The following is a 20,535-nucleotide window of genomic DNA, read 5'->3' on the forward strand; positions in this document are numbered from 1 at the left end:
AACTGGACTATATTTTAACCATAGCGATCAATGAGGTTCGCAAGATGGGAGGCAATCATGGATTCAGCATCAACCCGAGAAAGTATGGCCTTTGATGTTGTCATTGTCGGTGCTGGTCCGGCGGGTTTATCCGCGGCATGCCGACTCAAACAACTGGCCAATGAACACAACCAACCTCTCAGTGTCTGTGTTGTCGAAAAAGGCGCAGAAGTCGGTGCGCACATTCTTTCGGGTGCACTGTTTGAGCACCGCGCATTGGATGAATTATTTCCTGACTGGGAGCGCATGGATGCCCCTTTGCACCTTGCGGTTCACGAAGAAGTGTTCTGTTATCTGACCAATCAATACAACTCACTGACGTTAGAGCCGCCTTTTCTGCCCAATACCCTTGATAACATCGGTAACTTCATTATCAGTCTGGCAAACCTGTGCCGCTGGTTGGGTCAGCAGGCAGAAGCATTAGGCGTGGAAATCTTCCCTGGCTTCCCCGCTAGCGACATCTTGTACGATCAAAAAGGCATGGTTTGTGGTGTGGCAACGCAAGACATGGGACGGGATAAACACGGTCAACCTAAAGCCGGATTTGCAGCAGGCGTTGATTTGCAGGCGAAATACACCATCTTCGCCGAAGGTGCGCGGGGGAACTTGGGCAAAAAACTGATCAAAGAGTTTCATTTAGACAGCGGCAAACAACCGCAACACTATGCGTTGGGCTTGAAAGAGTTATGGGAAGTGCCCAAAGAACAACACTCCCCAGGCCGCGTTGTGCACGGTGTCGGCTGGCCGCTCAGTGAGTCTGATACTCATGGCGGCAGCTTTTTATATCATCTGGACAATCAGCAAGTAGCGGTGGGCTTGATTGTGGATTTGAATTACCACCATCCCTACCTCAGCCCCTTTGATGAATTTCAGCAAATGAAGCATCACCCGCTGTTTGCCGAATGCCTCAAAGGGGGAACGCGCATTGCCTACGGCGCACGCGCCATAGCCAAAGGCGGTTTATCGTCGTTGCCGCGCCAACAATTTCCCGGTGGGGTTTTGATCGGTTGCGATGCTGGGACACTCAACATGGCGAAGATTAAAGGCTGCCACACCGCAATGAAATCCGGCATGTTAGCGGCTGAAGCCGTCTTTGAGGAAATCGCCCACGGGCGAATACAAACAATTCCCAGTTACGATCGCTGGTTTAAAGAGTCGTGGCTGTATGAAGAGTTACACCTCACCCGCAATTTCGGCGCCGAAATCCACAAGTTCGGTAATGTGTTCGGGGGCGCAATGGCGACCTTGGAGCAAAATTGGTTAAGTAAATGGTTTCGCTGGACGCTGAAAGACAATAAACCGGATCACGCGTGTTTACAGCCAATTTCCCGCCACCAACCAATCCCGTACCCAAAACCCGATGGCATCCTCAGTTTTGATAAGCTGTCGTCAGTGTATTTGTCAGGCACTCAGCATGAGGAAAATCAGCCCTGCCATTTGTTACTGAGCGACCCTCGTTTACCCATCACATCGCATCTGCACCAATTCGATGAACCCAGCCAACGCTATTGCCCTGCGGGAGTGTATGAGGTGGTCAATGTCGATGGGGAGAAAAAATTTCAGATCAATGCGGCTAATTGCATCCATTGCAAAACCTGTGACATCAAAGATCCATCACAAAACATTACATGGGTAACGCCCGAAGGCGGTGGCGGCCCGTGCTACCCCAATATGTAGCGGGATTAACACATTAAACACAAGACACGAAACACGAAACACGAAATGCAGAATACAAAAAGGGAGCAGTCATACTGCTCCCTTTTCATTCACATTGTTCACCATTCACCGTTCTCAAGGAACGCTGATGACATTGCTGATGATGTTATTTAAACCAGCGGTCTTCACGCCATTCAGCATGCTGCTCCGCAGACAAGAAACTCCACGCAACAATACGGGTTTGCTTCTGGCCTTGCGCCATGTCGATGGTTTTCACTTCCACCGCACCCACTTGCTTCAACTGGTTGTAAATTGCTGGCAGGTTCTCTTTCTTGGATACCAACGTCGTGAACCACAAACACTGGCCCGCAAAATCGACACTCTGCTTAATCATACGGCGGATGAACGCCACCTCGCCGCCAGGGCACCAAAGCTCTGCTTTCTGACCACCAAAGTTCAGGGCAGAAGAGGCTTGCTTGTCAGCCGCTAAAGCCTGCTGATCGGGACGTGGCGCCCCTTTGCCTTTACCCGGCTTAATGAAGGCATTTTTCTTCTGTGCATTCACCGCTAAGTTTTTCACTTTGCGCTCATTACCCGCCATTGCCTCTTCCAAAGACGCATGGAACGGTGGGTTACACACGGTGAAATCAAACACATCATCACGATTAATCATACCGGTGAAAATGTGGTCAGGATTCTTCTGCAAACGGCATTGAATATTTCCCACCAGCGATGGGTTAGAGTCAGCGATGAATTTTGCAAATTTAACCGAGATCGGATCAATGTCTGAAGCGACAAAGCGCCAGCCATACGCACGATGACCGACAATCGGATACACACAGTTTGCGCCAGCACCAATATCCAATCCACGCACTTGCTTGCCGGTAGGTACCACCCCTTCGTTAGAAGACGCGAGCAAATCCGCTAAGTGGTGAATGTAATCGGCACGACCAGGGATCGGCGGACACAAGAAACCCGCAGGAATATCCCAAAATTGCACTTGGTAATAGTGACTCAACAGCGCACGGTTCAGCGTTTTCACGGCTTCTGGATTGTTGAAATCAACAGAGCGGTTACCAAAGCGGTTTTCTGCCACAAAAGGGGCCAACGCCGGACAGCTTTTGATCAGCGCATCGAAGTCATAACGATCACGGTGTGGATTACGCGGGTGGAGCCCTTTCTTCGCAGTGGTTGCTGATTGCTTGTTTGTCATTGCTTCATCACTATTATCAAAACGCTGCCCCAACAACAGGCAGCAAAACGACCGCTATCTTACTCGACTCACGGGCTTTATTCAGTACAAAAATCCGTCGGTTAACGACATCAGGCAATAAGCCCCCTTTTGGCAAGATGGCGTGGTACAGACAACGCGTTGAAAAATCATCCTAACCCCTCGTCAATGCTCGATTTTTCATCACCATCGCCAGATTTATGCCACACAGGTCTTCCTTTTTTAACAAAAAACCGTCTTTTTTAAGCACTTGTATTTACTATTTAATATAACAAGTTAACAATAAATCCCTATGGAAGATAAATGATTCGGGAAAAATATCATGATATACATAAAGCGCATGCTTACTTTCTGGATGCTCATGATTAGCCTACCGATCGCCGCAGGCCAAGGTCAGTCGATTGCTTTTTATTATAATCACATCGACTCCGTCCGTGAGTTAATGAATTATGACCGTGTGGTCGTCACCCCCGATCTCATCACAGCCAAACAGATACACACCCTACACCAAGCCAATACCCAAGTGTTTGCCTATCTCAGTGCTGGCGAATACGACGGTGAAACCTTACCTGCGTCTTTGCAAGCACACTCACCGCTAAAAAATGCGAACTGGAACAGTCATGTGATGGATGTGACCGTCCCCGCGTGGCGTGACTATCTGCTAACCCAAACACAACGCATCATGAGTAAGGGCTTTGACGGCATTTTTCTCGATACGCTCGATAGCTACACCTTGTTCGCCAAAACCCCTGAAGCACTCAAAACGCAGCAAACCGGTTTAACCGCATTATTAACCGCACTGCATCAAGCGCCATCACAACCCACATTGATCTTCAACCGCGGCTTTGAGGTGCTGTCGCAACTGAATTTTAAGCCTAATGCGGTTGTGGCCGAATCGCTGTATCACAGTTACGACCCGATCAAAAAACGCTACCACACCGTGCCTGCGTCCGATCGTGCTTGGCTGACCGATCGATTACAAGCCGTCAAAGCGCTGGGCATAGAAGCCATTGTGATTGACTACATTCCTGCCTCTGAACGCCCCAAACAAGAAAAAGCCGCCAAGCGATTAATCAAAGACGGTTACACCCCGTACATCAGCGATGGCATGCTGTATGAATTCGGTGTCAGCACGGTCGTCCCCATCGCAAAACGGGTTTTAGGCTTTTATGATGGTCAACTCGACACCTTCACAACGTCACAGTGTCACCGAATGTTGGCCATGCCTATCGAATACGCCGGGTACGTCCCTGAATGTAAAGATATTCGTACCACTGATTTCGCCAACATCGACCTGAGTCGCTACGCCGGTATCGCCCTTTGGTTGGAAGAAAAAACCTATCAGCAGGTGCCCGCCGTTCAAGCATGGTTAGCATCGGTATTAGGACAACGCCCCGTATTGTTCATGAATGCCCTGCCCAACGACCAAAGTTTGCTAAATAAAATGGGGATCCAATCCGTTGGCGACCTCAGTGGCACTATCACCCAGCAAACAGGACTCGATTGGACGAAAAACCACTATCCCCCTTCATTCAGCCGCTTTGAGCCCCATCAAGCCTATGCGCCTAACCGGCTTGGCGTCACCTCTTTGATCACGTTCGCAGATGACAGTGGGAAAACGGCGACAACCCTGTTTAAAGCCCCTTGGGGCGGTGCCATTTTATCGCCATTTCCTGTCTTGAGTTTGGCCAATGATACCGAAACATGGATTGTTGACCCGTTCCGACTATTAGATGAAACCCTGCGCTTACCGCCGATCCCCGCCGCCGATGCCACCACAGAATCCGGACTCCGAATCTTAACCGCGCACATTGATGGCGATGGTTTCCCGTCGAAGGGTTGGTTTCCGGGGAAACCCTATACGGCGAAAGTGTTACTGGATCATATTTTCAGTCACTACGCCCTGCCGCAAACCGTGTCAATCATTGAAGGTGAGATTGGTAAACGGGGATTGTATCCAGCACAAAGCCCCGCCATGGAGCAAATCGCCAGAGACATTTTCAAATTACCCAACGTGGAGATCGCTTCCCATACCTTTAGCCACCCGTTTTTTTGGGATCACTCTATCTCTGTGAAGAAAAAGCAATACGGTGACCATTTACCGATCCCCGGTTATACCGTCGACTACGACAATGAAATCATCACGACCGCGAACTACATCAATAGAGAACTCGCCCCCAAAGGCAAAAAGGTCGAATTGATCCTATGGTCAGGTAAAGCCGACCCAACCGAACAGATTCTAAAAATTGCAGAAAATGCCAACCTATTGAACGTTAATGGGGGCAACACCTATGTGGTCAGAGGCAACAATAATTTCACCCAAGTCTCTGCCACCATCGTCTGGTACCCCGATGCCGTTCAAGTCTACGCCCCTGTATTGAATGAAAACCTCTATACTAATTTATGGACAGAGCATCATGATGGTTACGGCCGTGCCGTTGAAACCTTTGAAATATTAGGCAGTCCTCGCCGTCTGAAAACCATTTCCATTTATTACCACATGTACTCAGGTGCTTATCCGGCATCGGTCAAAGGCCTGAAACACGTTTACGATTGGGCACTCAAGCAAGATGCGACAGCACTGTATCTCAGTGAATACGCCAAACGGGCGCGCACCCTCTATGAGACAGGCATAGCCAAAACGCTGGATGGGGATTGGTTAATTACCTCTTCAGGCATCAAGAGCATTCGATTACCCGAATCATTAGGCTACCCCTCGAACGGAAGCCAGATTGCAGGCTGGAATACAGGCCCTGATGGTCGTTATCTCATTCTGACCTCACCCCGCACACAACTACGTACGACACCGCAACCGACGGCGGGTATCCGCCTACAAAGCGCCAATGGTCAACTGGTGAAATGGCAGCAACAAGGAGACACCATCAGATGGGCCGTGAAGACCCATATGCCACTTAAAATGACGATTGCAGGTGTCAGTCAGTGCCGCCGTCAATCAGGTGACAACGTCACGATAAAGCACGGTCGACATCAATCCAAACAACAGCCGCCATCGGCGACAATTACCACACCAAAGACAGGTTTGATATCAGGAACGCTACGCTGCACAGCAAGCTAATCGATCCGCACTGCACGCTTCATTAGCAGCATTAATTAATAAAAAACAGGCAAGGTTATGGATAATAAAGCACACCAAAAGCCAAGGATAAGGTTACTCAATAAGCTAACGCTTGTTGTGTTGACCTTAACGTCCCTGTGGGCGCTTTGGCTGGTTGCGCCAACCAAATCCATGTTGATCCAATTGATTGCCCGTTCCTCATCACCCGAAGTGTCACTGGCATTTTTGAAGCAGTTGTACTTACGTGATCCGCAAAACCGTGATGTGGTAAAGCAAATCGTCCAAAGTTACACCCAGTTGGGCGAACTTGACGAAGCCAGTGCGCTCATCCAAAGTATTTTGGTAGCAAACGATGGTCAGCAAGATTGGAAAGCGCTGAAAACCTACCTTGGGTTATTACTCGAACAATCGTACCAAGCCGACCCCGCCGTGAAACAAGCCGCCATCACCCAGCTGCTCGCTCTGATCGATAACATCGATTCTATTCCAGAAGCCGATGTTGCCCGATTATACGCCGATACGGCCATTGCCTTTTCGCGTCCAGACAAAGGGCTGCATTACCTGAAGCCGCACATTCACAGCGGAGAAACCAGCTATCAGGAATTGATCAATCTTGCGCTACAGAGTCAGGATTACACCAGCGCGGTTGATCTTGAAATCAACGCCTTTCTTGAAAACCAAACTCAAGAAAACGCCAATACCTTATTTGCGTTATTGACCTCAACGTTCCAACCCGCACGTAGCCAAGCATTTTTAGACAGTTATACGGGCACATTAAGCCAACAACCTCAATTTCTTGAAGCCGCCATTGCCCATTCTGAACAGCTGGGGAATCTAGACACGGCGCTACAGCTGTCACAAACCTTGTTAAGCATTGCGCCCACTGCTACGCGTTATGCCACCACCGCCAACATGGCGCTACGTTTGGGTGACTTAGCACTGGCCAGCGAGTTGCAGCAAGCCGCGATTAACCTAGACCCGAGCAATGCCAATATGGCGGTCTTGCACGACCTTTATCGCTGGCAGGGCAACATTACCGCCGCTCAAGGCATGAGCATTCAACTGCTCAACAAAGGACAAGCCAGCACATTGCAATTGCGTGCCGGGGTGGAAGAGTCTCAGGCGCTCGGTGACATTTATTATGAAGGGTTGTTCTATAACGCCATCGCCCAACGGGGTGCTATTCAACCCAGCGAGTACAAAGCATGGCTTAACGCCATAGAAAAAGCCGAAGGCACAGAGGTAGCATTAACCAGCTTAACGGCTCTCGCTGCCAAGCGCCCTAATGACAGCGCCTTAATCAGCAACAAGGCCCGGTTATACAGTTACCAAAGTCACCACCGTGCGGTGATCAATGAATGGCACAAATTGATCCGTTTGCGTCAACCTACATTCGAAGAAGCCACCCGCACCGCCAATGCCTATATCATGAGTAATCAGCCACAGCAGGCATTACAAGCCTTGGTCACACCTAGCAGGTGGTTTACGGCGGATAATGATTATATCGAAGCCGTATCCAGTTTAGCGTGGGACACCAGCAACCGCGCCTTATCCACCCAAAGTCAAGATACCTTGGTCGACCGAGCAAGCGGCAATCTGGATATTTACCGATATATCAACCTAATGTCACCGATTACCGCCGAACGACAAGCAAAGCTACTGTCGCTGTACCAACGTACCGGTAATACAGCGCTATTACTGTCCGTTATTCGTGCTCGCGCAGTCACCGAGGACTATTCCGAACTGGCCAGTTTGTTGCGCATTGCCGATGCCGACCCGTCGCTCACCGACAACATCGAAATCTTAGCGGTCAAAGCACAATTGGCCCTCCACCAACAACAACCGGATGACGCACACACCCTCTTTTCGCGCATTTTACAGCTAGCGCCAGCAAATCCCTCTGCGGTCAACAATTTACTCTGGCTGGCCATCGCGCAAAATGACGATGCGGCCATCCGAACGCTGTATGACACCTACAGTAAGCCGCTGTCAGGCAATCCCGATCTTTGGTTAGCCTTTGCCAGCGCCTCACAAACGCTGAATCGTAGCCATGAAGCACGTGCATGGTACAAAGCCTTATTAAAAAACAATGCTGAAGCTGATACCTCTGTCATTCTCAATTACGCCGCCCTGCTTGAACAACAAGGCCAAGCAGAAAAAGCGTATCAACTCCGGCGTTATCTGCTCAATGAAAAACGCGATGCTCTGCTTGCGCTGCCAGATGATGAAGCCAGTTACCGCGCGTTGGTAGGAATGTTTACCGACACGCGTTATGCCCGCGCCATGATAGAGAAAAAAGCACTGGCAGCAGCGGATGCCGCGCCAAATACCACCGGTAGCGGTGCCTTAACCGCCGAGTTGTTCTCACAGTATTTGGCCGCGAACCAAGCCGATCGTATTCTGTTTTGGCAACACCGTACGGCGTTACAGCACTACACCCTGCCTGATTGGCAGCAACTGTCACTAGCCTTACAACAAAAAGACAAAGCAAAAATTGAACACCTGCTGGCACACACCTTAAAACTGCCAGAAGCCGATAAAAACGTCGCGTTGCAAGTTGTCGGCCGCCATCAGGAAGCGTGGCAACAAGGTCAAAACCGTATCGGAAAAATGGCCGATAAACAGGCTGAAAACCAATTACGCCGCGCCCATGTCCTGCAACATCCGACGAAAACACACAGTATCCGCACCCAAGTGATGCAAATCAGTCAATGGGACATTACGCGTTACAGCATGGATTACTATCGCCCTCATTTTGATGGCAATTGGCGTCTGGGCACAGATTGGCAACAGGCGGATACCCCCGAGCAATTTGCCGGCAATCACATCGACGATGAATTCCGTCTGCGCGGGACCTACCTCTATCAATTTAACGACAGCGATCTCACCGTTGGGCTTGATATTGCCGATGGTTTGGGTGACAGCCGCCTCGGGGCATCGGTTGACTATGCCTTAACGTTAGATGACTACTGGCGAGCGGGTGTGACGCTGGGGTTCAATCAGCACATTGAAGCCAGCGACTTACTTACGCTGGCAGGGCAAGATGATCGCTTGGGTATTCGAGCAACCTATCAGCCAACAGCGCGCGAATCTTTATCCATGCAGCTTAATTATCACGACCTGTCTACCCGCTTTGGTGATGATATAGGCCAAGGCTGGGACATGAATCTGCGCCTCTCAGAACAACTGTTTTTTAATGATCCCGCGTGGCAACTCTATGCCGACATCACGCTCCAGCAGGTCAACTTGAGTGACGCCCCACTCACCGGCATCAATGCGTGGCATCAAGGTCCGCGCACCATTGTCAGCAGTGATTTTATCGAAGACAAATACCAGCGTATCGCGATTGGTCAGCGGGTATGGCATGGGGAACCCGGCACGCCTGGCGCAACCGTTCCTTCACCACGCTATTGGCTAGATACCTCATTGGGCTTTAACAGCGTCAATTCAGATTTCGATTTTACCGTCAGCGCAGGATTAGGCTGGCGCCTGTTCGGTAATGATGAACTTTATGTCACGTCTGATTGGCAAAGCCAAGATCGCAACGGCGAGGCTTCATTACGTCTGCGTTTGGGCTACTACTACAGTTTTTAAAAGGATCACCACCATGAAAAGAACCTCACTCCTTCTTAGTGCTTGTGTATTGTCAGCCTGCAGCAGTTATCAGGTACCGGACAGCCCTGCGTTTTCCGCCGCTGAAACGTGGGCCATTATGCCCATGGCAAACCATTCCAATACCCCGTTGGCCGCTGAAAAAGCCGAACAACTGCTGGCGACCCAACTCTATGCGAAAGGGATCAATACCGTCCGCTATCCCGCCGTACAAGCAACCGATTTACAAAGCATTCTTGATGATGGTGCCAAGCAAAAACAGGCACAAGCTTGGTTGGCTACGCAGCCGATCCAATACGTCATCACCGGCTCTGTTGAAGAGTGGCATTACAAAAGCGGTTTAGACGGTGAACCGGCGGTCGGCATCACATTAGAAGTGAAATCTGCCCACAATGGCCAAACCTATTGGCGCGCATCAGGCAGCCGTGGGGGCTGGGGAAGAGAAAGTGTCAGCGGCACGGGTCAAATCGTGATTGAAGAATTATTAGACGGTCTCACCGTCACCCCGCGTCAAAGCAACTAATCTATGTGTACACGGTGCATCATGATTCAGACATGGGTGAATAACGGATAATTGCATATGCAGGAATTAAAAAAGAAATTATTCAACGGATTACGACAGTCTGGCCAAGCATGGCTTGAAACCGTCTTGGTCGCTATCATTGCCATTTTTATCTGGACGCAGTCAGATTCTTTGGGGCCGACCTCGACAGAGCATAACTTTTTCTGGCCCCTCTTCGGCCCTCTGCTGATCGCCCTACGTTACGGCTTTGCCAAAGGCTTCATCTGTGCCCTGCTCACAACCGCCGGCTTGGCGTCGATCATGAACATTACCGGCCACATTGACTATTATCCGTTATCCTTGGCCATCGGTACCATCATGGTTGCCATGATTGCAGGGGAATTTCAGGATTACTGGCACAACATCAACCGTAAACACCAACTTGATCAGCAATATATGCAACAAAAGATCGACAGTTTCACCCAGAACTATCATCTTTTGAAAGTTTCGCACGATCAGCTCGAACAGCGCACGGCAGGACAAACGGTCAGCCTGCGCTCAAGTATCAGTGCCCTGCATAAAATTGCCACCCAACACGCCGAACAACGCTTGGAATACCTCGGGCATCCTTTCCTCAACTTGCTGGCAGAAATCGGCGGGATTGAGGTCGCTGGGATTTATAAGGTACAAGACGGCAAGATCCAATCCAAGGCAGAAGCCACATTGGGGGATCATCACCAGTTAGTGCCGACCGATCCCATGTTACTTGACATGTTGAAAACCAAAAAAGTGCTGTCACCGGCCAAACTGGAGGCCAAACAAACCCACCAATCACGCTATCAATTATGTATTCCACTGCTCGACACCTTTGGTACCTTGCAAGCCGCCGTGGTCGCGGAAAACGCCAAATTTTTCATGCTAACCCCAGCCAATGTCGCCCTGCTTTCGTTGGTCTCAAACCACGCCGCCGATCTGTTGAGTGACATGATTGTCACCCCTATTTTGGCACCGCATCAAAATGACATGTTCGTTCGTTACCTCAAGCATGCACGACACAACAAACGCAATTATGGGGCTGACAGCTCGTTGGTGGTATGTATCGACAGCCAAAATAAGCACAAACACATTATCGATTCTGTCATCAATTATCGTCGAGGGGCGGATGTGTACTGGTCATGCCGCACCACACGCGGTCAACACGGCTTAGCGGTTTTGCTACCCCTGACGTCCTTATATGACGCACAGCACTATATTCGTCGCTTAGAAGAATTACTGCACACCCAACTCGGGGATGACATCGGCGATATCGACATTATCGGGCCACTCTCTCTATCAAAAGACAAACAAGAAATCAGAAAATTGATGAACGAACTCGGAGCCTATAATGAAACTGTGGTTAACACTTCAAACGATCACCTTTGAGTTAGCCAGTTTCTATTTGGTGTATTCTCAACCGATGACACTGGAACGCTGGGGCGCATTTGCGGTAACCCATGCGTTGGCGTGTGCCAGTTTCACGGTAATTTGCTGGTTATTCCTGCCCAAGCACTACAAGTCACCGGTCGTTCCTGCCGTGAGTTTTTTGTTTCTGTTTAATTATTTCCTCCCTCTAATTGGCATGATCGGAACCAGCTGTTCATTGTTAGTCGCTCTCTATTTGCCCCGCCCGCAATCACAAGTGACTTGGCAAGAGTGTGAAAAAGCCCCTCTACCGCAAAACCCAGGGGAAGTGCTTCACACCCAATTTGGCACTGGGGCACTGCGCGAAATACTGCTGCACAATACCGATGCCGAACGCCGTTCTTTAGCGGTCACCGCCATTCGTCAACTGCCTCGCCAACATGCCGTTCCCCTCTTGCAGTTGGCACTGAAAGATCTGTCGGATGATGTTCGTCTGCTCGCCTACGCGTCACTAGAAGGCATTGAAACGACGATCAACGAATCTATTTCAGTACTTAAAAAACACTATGAACGCGAACCGAACGCGGTCAAAGCGCATGAACTGGCGCAGCAATACTGGGAACTGTGCTACTTAGGCATCGCTGAAGGCATCCTACGCCAGCACTATTTACAAGAAGCCGAACAGTGGTTAGCGCAGTCGTTATGTTTACAACAAACTGCATCTGCCAACCTGTTGCTGGGGCGTGTTCTGCTCGAATTAAACCGCGCGGAAGAAGCCATGGTGGCCTTGGACGCAGCATTAAAAGGCGGCTTGTTGCTGCGACAAGTCGCGCCGTATTTGGCGGAAGCGGCTTACCTCAGTGGTGATTACGACACCGCCAAAGAATACATTGCGTATTTCCCTGAGCAAAAAGGAGAACGCCTCAGTCAAATCAAGGAGTTGTGGGGATGAACAACAAACGATTAATAAACCACAACGAAGAAGTGGATATCTGCTTATTATTGGAAGGCACCTATCCGTATGTCCGCGGTGGCGTGTCCAGTTGGGTGCACCAAATCATCAGTGGTTTACCTGAGTTTACCTTTCACCTGATTTTTCTTGGTGGTCACCCCGATTTTTATGACAAACCTGCGTATGAGTTTCCTGACAATGTCGTGGGCTTTGAAATGCACTACCTGTTATCGGATAAGGGGCACCTCAAACCCTCGGCACGCCGAGGAAAATCAAAACTGTTCTCCACATGGGGCCGTTTTCTCTCTTTCTTTGAAAAAAACAACGATCCGATCCCGGACGAGCTTTTGTTTGATGTCTCTGATTTTTTGGGTAAAGACGGTGAACTTACCCTCAGCGACTTTCTGTATAGCCGCGCCTCTTGGGAAGTGATCACTGAACGCTATTTTGCATCCGCTCATAAACAATCGTTTGTGGATTATTTTTGGACGTATCGCAACATTTATCAGCCGTTATTTATCCTATCGTCGATTTCGCAAAACTTACCCAACGCGAAAGCCTTTCACAGTGTCTCAACTGGCTACGCTGGCTTTCTTGGCGCCCTCGCCAAACAACGTATGCAGCGCCCTTTTTTGCTCACCGAACACGGTATTTACACCAAAGAACGTAAAATCGATTTAGCGCAAGCGGCATGGATCAAAGACACTCATAGCGCCATCGACATTTCCATGCATAAAGGCATGGATCACACCCGAAAAACATGGATCACCTTCTTTGAGCAACTCGGGCTTAGCGCCTATCACCAAGCCGATCAGATCGTGGCCTTATTTGAAGGTAATCGACAACGCCAGCACAATGATGGTGCCCCCAGCGACCGCACTCGAGTGATCGTCAACGGCATCAGCACAGAACGCTTTAACGCTGCCTACAAATTACGCCCTGATGCTCCGCCACTGGTCGTCGGACTTGTTGGGCGAGTGGTACCGATTAAAGACATCAAAACGTTTATTCGTACCATTCGGGGAGCCGTTGAAGTGTTCCCCTCGCTGGAAGGCTGGATCATTGGCCCAACAGAAGAAGACCAAAGCTACGCGCGCGAATGTGAACTGTTGATCGACAGCCTTGGCTTGCAAAACAATGTCAAACTGCTCGGCAGCCAAAACGTCGTCGACATCATGCCCAAGCTAGGCGTCATGATGCTGACCTCCATCAGTGAAGCACAGCCCTTGGTATTGCTTGAAGCAATGGCGTCCGGCATTCCTTGCATTGCCACGGAAGTGGGCGCATGCCGTGAAATCATTGACGGTGCTGCCGGTGACGATGCCGCATTAGGCTCTGCCGGCGAGATCATTCCGATCGCCAGCCCCAACGAAGGGGCGAAAGCCATCATCAAAGTGCTCAGTGACAAAGACGCTTGGCTACAAGCTGGCGATGTTGGTAAAGCACGAGTGATGAAATATTACGATGAACCAATGATGTATGCGGCCTATCGCGACTTATACAAGGAGGCCACCCATGGCGGGGATTGGATTTGAAATAAGGAAGATTCTTAAACGTAACTCCTTATTGTCGATGTTTGAAGCCTACGGACTGGCGGGGCTGATCAGCTCGGGGCCATGGGTGTTATCTATTCTGGCCTTGCTTGCCATTGGTTTGATCAGTATTGGGATCGTTTTCCCCACGTACGTGATCGTCCAGTTTCTGGTGATCGTCACCTACCTCATGGCCGGATCGCTGATCATTAGTGGGCTATTTCAGCTGTTATTAACCCGTTATATTTCAGATTTAATTTTTGCCAAGCAAGAACATAAAATCGTGCCTAACCTGCTCGGCTCCATGCTTGTCACCAGTATCATTGCCGCACTGTTCGGGCTGGGTGTATTAGCGATGTGTGACACCATTGAAGCGCCGGTTAAAATCACCATTTTTGCGTCATTTGTACTGCTGTGTAATCAGTGGTTAATCATCATTTTTCTCAGTGGGATGAAAGAGTATTACCGGATCTTTTTCACCATGGCATTCAGCTACATATTAATGGTGATATTGAGTGTGCTTCTTCCGCCCTTCGGTTTGTTAGGGCTGATACTGATTTTTGCCAGCTGCCAAGCATTAATGACGTTTGCTTTTCTTTACCACGTTATTCGCCATTTCCCAGCCAACCGTCTGGTTGATTTTGAGTTCCTCAATTACAAAAAAACATTTTATTCCCTGATCTTCTGCGGCTTACTATACAACTTGGGCGTTTGGCTGGATAAGTTCGTATTTTGGTTCAGAGAAGAAACCTCGCACCAAGTCATCGATATCTTTCGTGCCTCTTATATCTATGATTTACCGATTTTTATTGCCTATCTTGCCATCGTGCCCGGCATGGCCGTCTTTATGCTCCGCATGGAAACAGATTTTGCCGATGCCTGTCTGAAATTCTATGACGCAGTACGTGAAGGGGCGACGCTGACCTCCATTCAGCTGCTCAAAGATAAGATGGTGCTGGCGTGTCAGCAAAGTATCTATGAGATCTTTAAGGTACAGGGGATCACACTCGCCCTGCTTATCCTTTGGGCGGAAGATATCCTGCTCGCCTTAAAGATTGATTTGGCTTATTTGCATTTGTTGTACGTGGATTTGGTCGGGGTCAGCTTGCAAGTCTTGGTGATGTCGATCCTTAACGTCATGTATTACCTAGATAAACGTTACGCTGCCCTTGGGTTAACCGCCCTGATGGCCGTAGGCAACGTCACGCTGGCATTCATCAGTATCGATATGGGCCCTGTGTTTTACGGCTATGGTTTCGCCATCACCATGCTAGTCACCACCATTGTCGGTATGATCATGCTTGATAATCAGTTTGAAGATCTTGAATACCAAACCTTCATGCTGCAACGCTCGTAACCTACCGCTGGACACTTGTGCCGCCACCTTTCTTTGGCCGTTATCTTTCAGCAGCCGTTATCTTTTCAACAAAGGTTAGCGCTATTTCTGGGGATGCCCTGACGACTCATCGTCAGGCTGTCCCTTCGTCCTAACTGGCTCAGATGAAGATGCCGGCGATGCAACTCCTCCACTCATCATGCCCGCCACTTTCTCCACCAAATCAATCGGCATCGGGAACACAATGGTCGCCGTTCTGTCATTGGCAATTTCGGTCAGTGTTTGCATGTAGCGCAACTGCACAGCATTGGGGGATTGGTTTAGCACTTCTGCGGCTTCGCGCAACTTCGCCGAGGCTTCTAACTCACCGGTTGCGTGGATCACTTTTGCCCGACGAGAACGCTCGGCTTCCGCCTGGCGGGCCAATGCCCGTACCATACTGTCATCAAGATCAACGTGTTTGATCTCTACATTGGCCACTTTGATCCCCCAGTTATCGGTATGTTGATCCAAGATCCCCTGAAGATCACGGTTCAATTCCTCACGGGCAGAAAGCAGTTCATCAAGTTCATGCTGCCCCAATACCGACCGTAACGTGGTTTGCGACAATTGGCTGGTCGCTTCCAAGTAATTCTCTACATTGTTGATCGCCATTTTAGGGTCAACGACTCGAAAATAGACCACCGCATTCACTTTCACAGACACATTGTCCCGCGTGATCAAATCTTGCGTGGGCACATCCAACACAATGGTACGCAGATCCACTCGTACCATTTGCTGCACAATTGGCACGATGATGATCAACCCCGGCCCTTTTACTTCGTAAAACCGCCCCAATAAAAACACCACCGCACGTTCATATTCGCGCAGCACCTTAAACATACTGACAATCAAGGCCACTAACAGCACGATGATTGTGGCTATTGAATATGTAATCATGACATCAATCCTTATTCGTTCTTCTGTTCATGGCCCAACGCCACATCGAGTGATAACCCTTTTACCCGCATCACTATCACCCGCTGCCCTTTTTCTAATGACGATGCACATTGGGCTTGCCATATTTCGCCATCCACCAATACCCGTCCCGTCCCCGGAAAACCACTGACCACCGTGGCTTCTTGCCCAAGCAGCACTTCAACCCCTGTCGTGACGGGTTTTCGCCGCGTTCGCAACAACATCGTCAGCAACACAAAGGTAAACAGGGCTGAAACCACGGTAAACCCGACAATTAACGGCACAGCAATCTGATACCCCGGCACTTCTGTGTCCATCAACATAATGGAACCCAAGGCGAATGCGACAATGCCTCCCAGCCCTAATATGCCAAAACTGGGGCTGAAGGCTTCGGCGACCATCAGTGCAATACCCAATAAAATCAGCCCTAATCCGGCATAACTGACGGGCAGCATTTGCAGCGAGTACATCGCTAACACCAAGCAGATCCCGCCCAATACGCCGGGCAAGCCCACACCGGGGTTATAGAATTCCAATAGCAGCCCATAAATCCCAATCAACATTAATATGTACGCCACATTGGGATTGGTGATCACCGCCAGCAATTTAAATCGCCAATCCTGTTCGCGTTCTACATAAACCACATTACTGAGTGAGAGTGTGCTTTCGATACCATTAATAGTGAGAGTACGGCCATTACTCTGCGCAATCAGGCTATCGAGATCCGGTGCCATGAAATCAATCACATTCAGCGACAGGGCCGTTTCTGCATCAATACTCGCGGCTTTTGTCACTGCCGTTTCTGCCCATTCCGCATTGCGACCATGCAACTTTGCTAACCCACGGATATAGGCGCGAGCATCATTGATCACTTTCTTTTCCATGGCCGTTTTGGCTTTCACTCTGTCGTCATCGGTATTCGTTTTGTCAGAGGCGGCATCAGTACTGACTTCATCACTGTTGGCTTCATCACTATAGGTTTCAGAGGGGGTATCACGCGGGGTGTCGTCTTTTTTCGGGGAGAAAGGATTGTTGCTGCTGTCATCCGGCTCTTTACCGCCAGGTGAGGCTAATGACACTGGCGTGGCCGCCCCCAAATTGGTTCCCGGCGCCATCGCAGCAATGTGACTGGCTAATAAAATATACGTCCCGGCACTGGCGGCGCGTGATCCAGCAGGCCCAACCCAAGTAGCAACCGGCACAGGAGATGTCGTAATCGCACGAATAATATCGCGCATAGAAGTATCTAACCCTCCCGGCGTGTCCATTTTTAACACAATAAGTTGCGCGTTTTCTGCATGGGCTAACTGTATTTCTCGGGCAACATAATCGCTGATAGCCGGTCCAATACCGCCTCTTACATCCACAACCCACACCGTTTGCGCCTGTACAGACACGCTAAACAACCAAAGGCACAGCCCTGCCAAAAAAGACACACTTCGCATATCCCCTCCTGACTCTCTTTAAATAAGCCAGCCATCCACAACGGGACAAATTTTACAGAGGCCCCTTCAATGGCACAGGTTATCACGCTGATTTAAGCATAGCCTATTGGCTCCCTTCACCCTGTTTCATCATCAAGCACTCGTCAATCTCACCCGTAAACGGACATACAATTAACCGGATAAAATTCAAAGCCGTCTTATACTGATAGTGTTGTATCACCATGAATAAGCGGGGTGTCAATGCTGGGTATCGCGTCACTTGTAACACGAAAAATACCTTATGCGTGGTGTTTAGCGCATCGATGCCTGCAACGCACATACTCGTTGTTATTCATCGGATTACTGCTGCAAGGGCTTAGCCTGTCAGCCCACGCACAGAAAACGCCTTTACTGGTTGGCAGCTACAACTGTCCGCCTTTTGTGATTGAGCACGAAGACAAAAGCTATTCGGGTTTGAGTATTTTTTTGTGGCAGAAAATTGCGGCCGAACTTGAATTGGAATACCAGATCACTAACCATGAGTTGGAAGAACTCCTCAATGACGTCGCCTCAACCACGCTCAATATTGGGGTGTCATGTATTTCCATCACCCCTGAACGTGAAGAAATCTTAGACTTTTCTCACTCCTTTTATGAAACCCATCTTGCAATAGCGGTGAAACAACAGGGCCATTTTGCAGCCATTAAAAACATCTTCACCAATACCAAACTGCTGTTGGTGATCGGCTTTTTCTTTATGACAGCAGCACTTGTCGGGGGGATTTACTTTCTGCTTGAACACCGTGTCAACGATAAGCTCTATTCCATGTCCTCAGGCAAGGCCAAACTGATTGAAGGGTTCATTCTCGGCTTGTTGTTTATCACCAAAGGCCCCTTCAATTATTATGAATTCAGAACGTTAACGGGACGCGTGTTGACCGTCATGCTGGCCGTGTTTACGACTTTCTTTATCGCCAGTATCACCGCCGTTTTAGCCAGTACATTTACGCTTGGTCTGCTCAGCTCTGACATAAAGGGGCCGAACGATCTCGCTAACATGACCGTAGGAGCCAAACAAGCGTCCACATCCTCGCTTTTTCTCACTAACCACAGCATTGTCCACCGTGGTTATCACGATACCGAACAACTTCTACAAGCCCTCGACAGTGGTGAGGTTGAAGCCATTGTCGCCGATGATGCGGTATTGAAATACATGATCAAAAAAGCCAAGGAAAAAGGCGAATTCGAATCACTGATGATTTTGCCCTATCAATTTGAAAAGCAAAATTATGGCTTAGTGATTGAGAATAACAGCCCGTACAGAGAACAACTCAACCGTGCCTTACTTAAGATACGCCAAAGCCCTGAATGGCGACAGGCATTGAGCGAATACTTCGCCGCACGTTAAGTCAAAGCAAAGCGTGCTGTGTTACGCATCAAGGTGTGGCAAACCGCTATTGCCAATCAAAGTTACAAATCAGAGTTGTAAATCATCACGGGGAGACACGTTTACCTTACAATAAAACGTTGTTCGCAAAAGTTGCCATGATTTGCGTCGGCTAATTTTTTGGGATCTATACGCATTCTGCTTGATACGGTGTATATATACGGTATTCGCTAATAGGATGAAATCATGAAACTAAAGTTAGCCGCAGCACTTATCACGTCTTGCCTTGCCTATACCGCCCATGCTTGTACCGGTATCTCTCTCACCACGACCCAAGATGATTATATTCAAGCCCGTACTATCGAATGGGGTGAAAGCGACCTAAACAGTAAGCTGGTGATTTCCCCACGTAAGCACACCTACACCTCCATCATGCCCGATCAAAAGAAAGGCCTGACCTGGGAATCAAAATACGGCTTTACCGGTATCTCGGTGAGTGATGACCGCTTTATCGCCGAGGGGGTCAATGAAGCTGGGCTGTCTAGCGGCTTGTTCTATTTCAAAAACTACGGTTCACTTAGCCAGTATGATCCTAACCACACAGCCGATAACATCACTGATATGGACTTTGTGCGTTGGATGCTTTCGCAATTTAGCACCGTCGAAGAAGTGGAACAGGCTCTGGCCAACATCAAAATCGTACCGGTTTATATGGATGCAAAAGGCAACCCTTCCCCAACAGCACACTGGCGCGTTGCTGATAAGCTAGGCAACAATATCGTGATTGAAATCATGAATAACGGCCAAGTCAGTATTCATAAGAATACCGCACAAGTGTTGACCAATGCGCCTGATTACCAATGGCACTTAACCAACCTGAACAACTACATCAATTTGCACCCGGGCGTCAGCCAAGGTCAGAAATTCAGTGGCGTCAATGCGTTCTCATTCGGTGTGGGTTCCGGCGCACTGGGCATGCCTGGTGATATCACGCCACCATCACGTTTCGTTCGCGCGGCATTTTTCGTGAATACCGCGCCTGATCTACACAACGGTGATGAAGCGGTTTCACAAGCTTTCCATATTCTGAATAACTTCGATTTGCCTATCGGTACCGAGTTTAACGAGAAGAAATATATCCCCGATTTACCGAGTGCCACCCAATGGACGTCCGTGATTGATCAGACCAACGGAAAGCTTTATTACAAAACCATGCGTGACAGCACCATCAAGCAAGTTGATCTCTCTAAGATAAATTTCAATGGCAGCAAGGAAGTCACCCGCCCACTGGACAAAGGCGGTTTCCATGTTGAAGATGTCACACCAGTACTGTGATTTCACTTAATTATTGAGTGAAGATGGGCATTAAACAGGCTCACTGATATTTAGTGAGCCTGTCCCTACGATAAATAAAAAACGAGGCTTTACGCC

13 protein-coding genes are annotated in these 20,535 nt (G+C 49.2%); 10 read left to right on the top strand and 3 right to left on the bottom strand.

Annotated features, from left to right (window positions below; translation table 11 throughout):
• Nucleotides 1–84 precede the first annotated feature (84 nt).
• Nucleotides 85–1,716, top strand: coding sequence for an electron transfer flavoprotein-ubiquinone oxidoreductase (locus ACSF8W_RS23045; protein ID WP_500849441.1), 1,632 nt, complete (start codon nt 85–87; stop codon nt 1,714–1,716).
• A gap of 145 nt (nt 1,717–1,861) precedes the next feature.
• Here the strand turns inward: ACSF8W_RS23045 and rlmF are convergent, their stop codons facing one another.
• Nucleotides 1,862–2,908, bottom strand: a complete 1,047-nt coding sequence (rlmF, locus tag ACSF8W_RS23050) for a 23S rRNA (adenine(1618)-N(6))-methyltransferase RlmF (protein WP_500849429.1) — start codon at nt 2,906–2,908, stop codon at nt 1,862–1,864.
• 340 nt (nt 2,909–3,248) lie between these two features.
• Between rlmF and ACSF8W_RS23055 the strand changes: the two genes are divergently transcribed.
• Genes ACSF8W_RS23055 through pelG form a run of 7 tightly spaced genes read left to right on the top strand, consistent with a single transcriptional unit; the run spans nt 3,249 to nt 15,358 of the window.
• Nucleotides 3,249–6,002: an endo alpha-1,4 polygalactosaminidase gene (locus tag ACSF8W_RS23055; RefSeq protein WP_500849430.1), complete on the top strand. Its 2,754-nt coding sequence runs from the start codon at nt 3,249–3,251 to the stop codon at nt 6,000–6,002.
• A gap of 57 nt (nt 6,003–6,059) precedes the next feature.
• Nucleotides 6,060–9,596 (top strand): tetratricopeptide repeat protein, encoded by a 3,537-nt coding sequence (locus tag ACSF8W_RS23060; RefSeq protein WP_500849431.1) that lies wholly within the window; start codon nt 6,060–6,062, stop codon nt 9,594–9,596.
• Nucleotides 9,597–9,609: 13 nt separating this feature from the next.
• Nucleotides 9,610–10,137 (top strand): hypothetical protein, encoded by a 528-nt coding sequence (locus ACSF8W_RS23065; RefSeq protein WP_500849432.1) that lies wholly within the window; start codon nt 9,610–9,612, stop codon nt 10,135–10,137.
• A 57-nt stretch (nt 10,138–10,194) separates the two neighbouring features.
• Nucleotides 10,195–11,538 carry a PelD GGDEF domain-containing protein gene (locus tag ACSF8W_RS23070; protein WP_500849433.1) on the top strand — a complete coding sequence of 448 codons (1,344 nt, stop codon included), beginning with the start codon at nt 10,195–10,197 and terminating at the stop codon, nt 11,536–11,538.
• Entirely contained in the window at nt 11,501–12,469 is a 969-nt protein-coding gene (locus tag ACSF8W_RS23075; RefSeq protein ID WP_500849434.1) for a HEAT repeat domain-containing protein, read from the top strand. Before ACSF8W_RS23070 ends, ACSF8W_RS23075 begins: the two co-directional genes overlap by 38 nt.
• Nucleotides 12,466–14,004, top strand: coding sequence for a GT4 family glycosyltransferase PelF (gene pelF, locus ACSF8W_RS23080; RefSeq protein ID WP_500849435.1), 1,539 nt, complete (start codon nt 12,466–12,468; stop codon nt 14,002–14,004). Before ACSF8W_RS23075 ends, pelF begins: the two co-directional genes overlap by 4 nt.
• On the top strand, nt 13,985–15,358 hold the full coding sequence (pelG, locus tag ACSF8W_RS23085) for an exopolysaccharide Pel transporter PelG (protein ID WP_500849436.1): 1,374 nt from the start codon (nt 13,985–13,987) through the stop codon (nt 15,356–15,358). Before pelF ends, pelG begins: the two co-directional genes overlap by 20 nt.
• Before the next feature lie 81 nt (nt 15,359–15,439).
• Here pelG and ACSF8W_RS23090 read toward each other — a convergent pair whose 3' ends face one another.
• Together ACSF8W_RS23090 and ACSF8W_RS23095 are read right to left on the bottom strand one after the other, a co-directional pair.
• On the bottom strand, nt 15,440–16,276 hold the full coding sequence (locus ACSF8W_RS23090) for a slipin family protein (RefSeq protein WP_500849437.1): 837 nt from the start codon (nt 16,274–16,276) through the stop codon (nt 15,440–15,442).
• Between the two features lie 11 nt (nt 16,277–16,287).
• Nucleotides 16,288–17,739 carry an NfeD family protein gene (locus ACSF8W_RS23095; protein ID WP_500849438.1) on the bottom strand — a complete coding sequence of 484 codons (1,452 nt, stop codon included), beginning with the start codon at nt 17,737–17,739 and terminating at the stop codon, nt 16,288–16,290.
• A 324-nt stretch (nt 17,740–18,063) separates the two neighbouring features.
• On the opposite strand from ACSF8W_RS23095, the gene ACSF8W_RS23100 reads away from it, so the two are divergent.
• Both ACSF8W_RS23100 and ACSF8W_RS23105 read left to right on the top strand, forming a co-directional pair.
• Nucleotides 18,064–19,125, top strand: a complete 1,062-nt coding sequence (locus tag ACSF8W_RS23100) for a transporter substrate-binding domain-containing protein (RefSeq protein WP_500849439.1) — start codon at nt 18,064–18,066, stop codon at nt 19,123–19,125.
• Between the two features lie 225 nt (nt 19,126–19,350).
• Complete coding sequence (locus ACSF8W_RS23105; protein ID WP_500849440.1) at nt 19,351–20,439, top strand: linear amide C-N hydrolase; 1,089 nt, start codon at nt 19,351–19,353, stop codon at nt 20,437–20,439.
• Nucleotides 20,440–20,535: the final 96 nt, after the last annotated feature.

The sequence above is a fragment of the Photobacterium sp. 270122K genome (assembly GCF_059941365.1).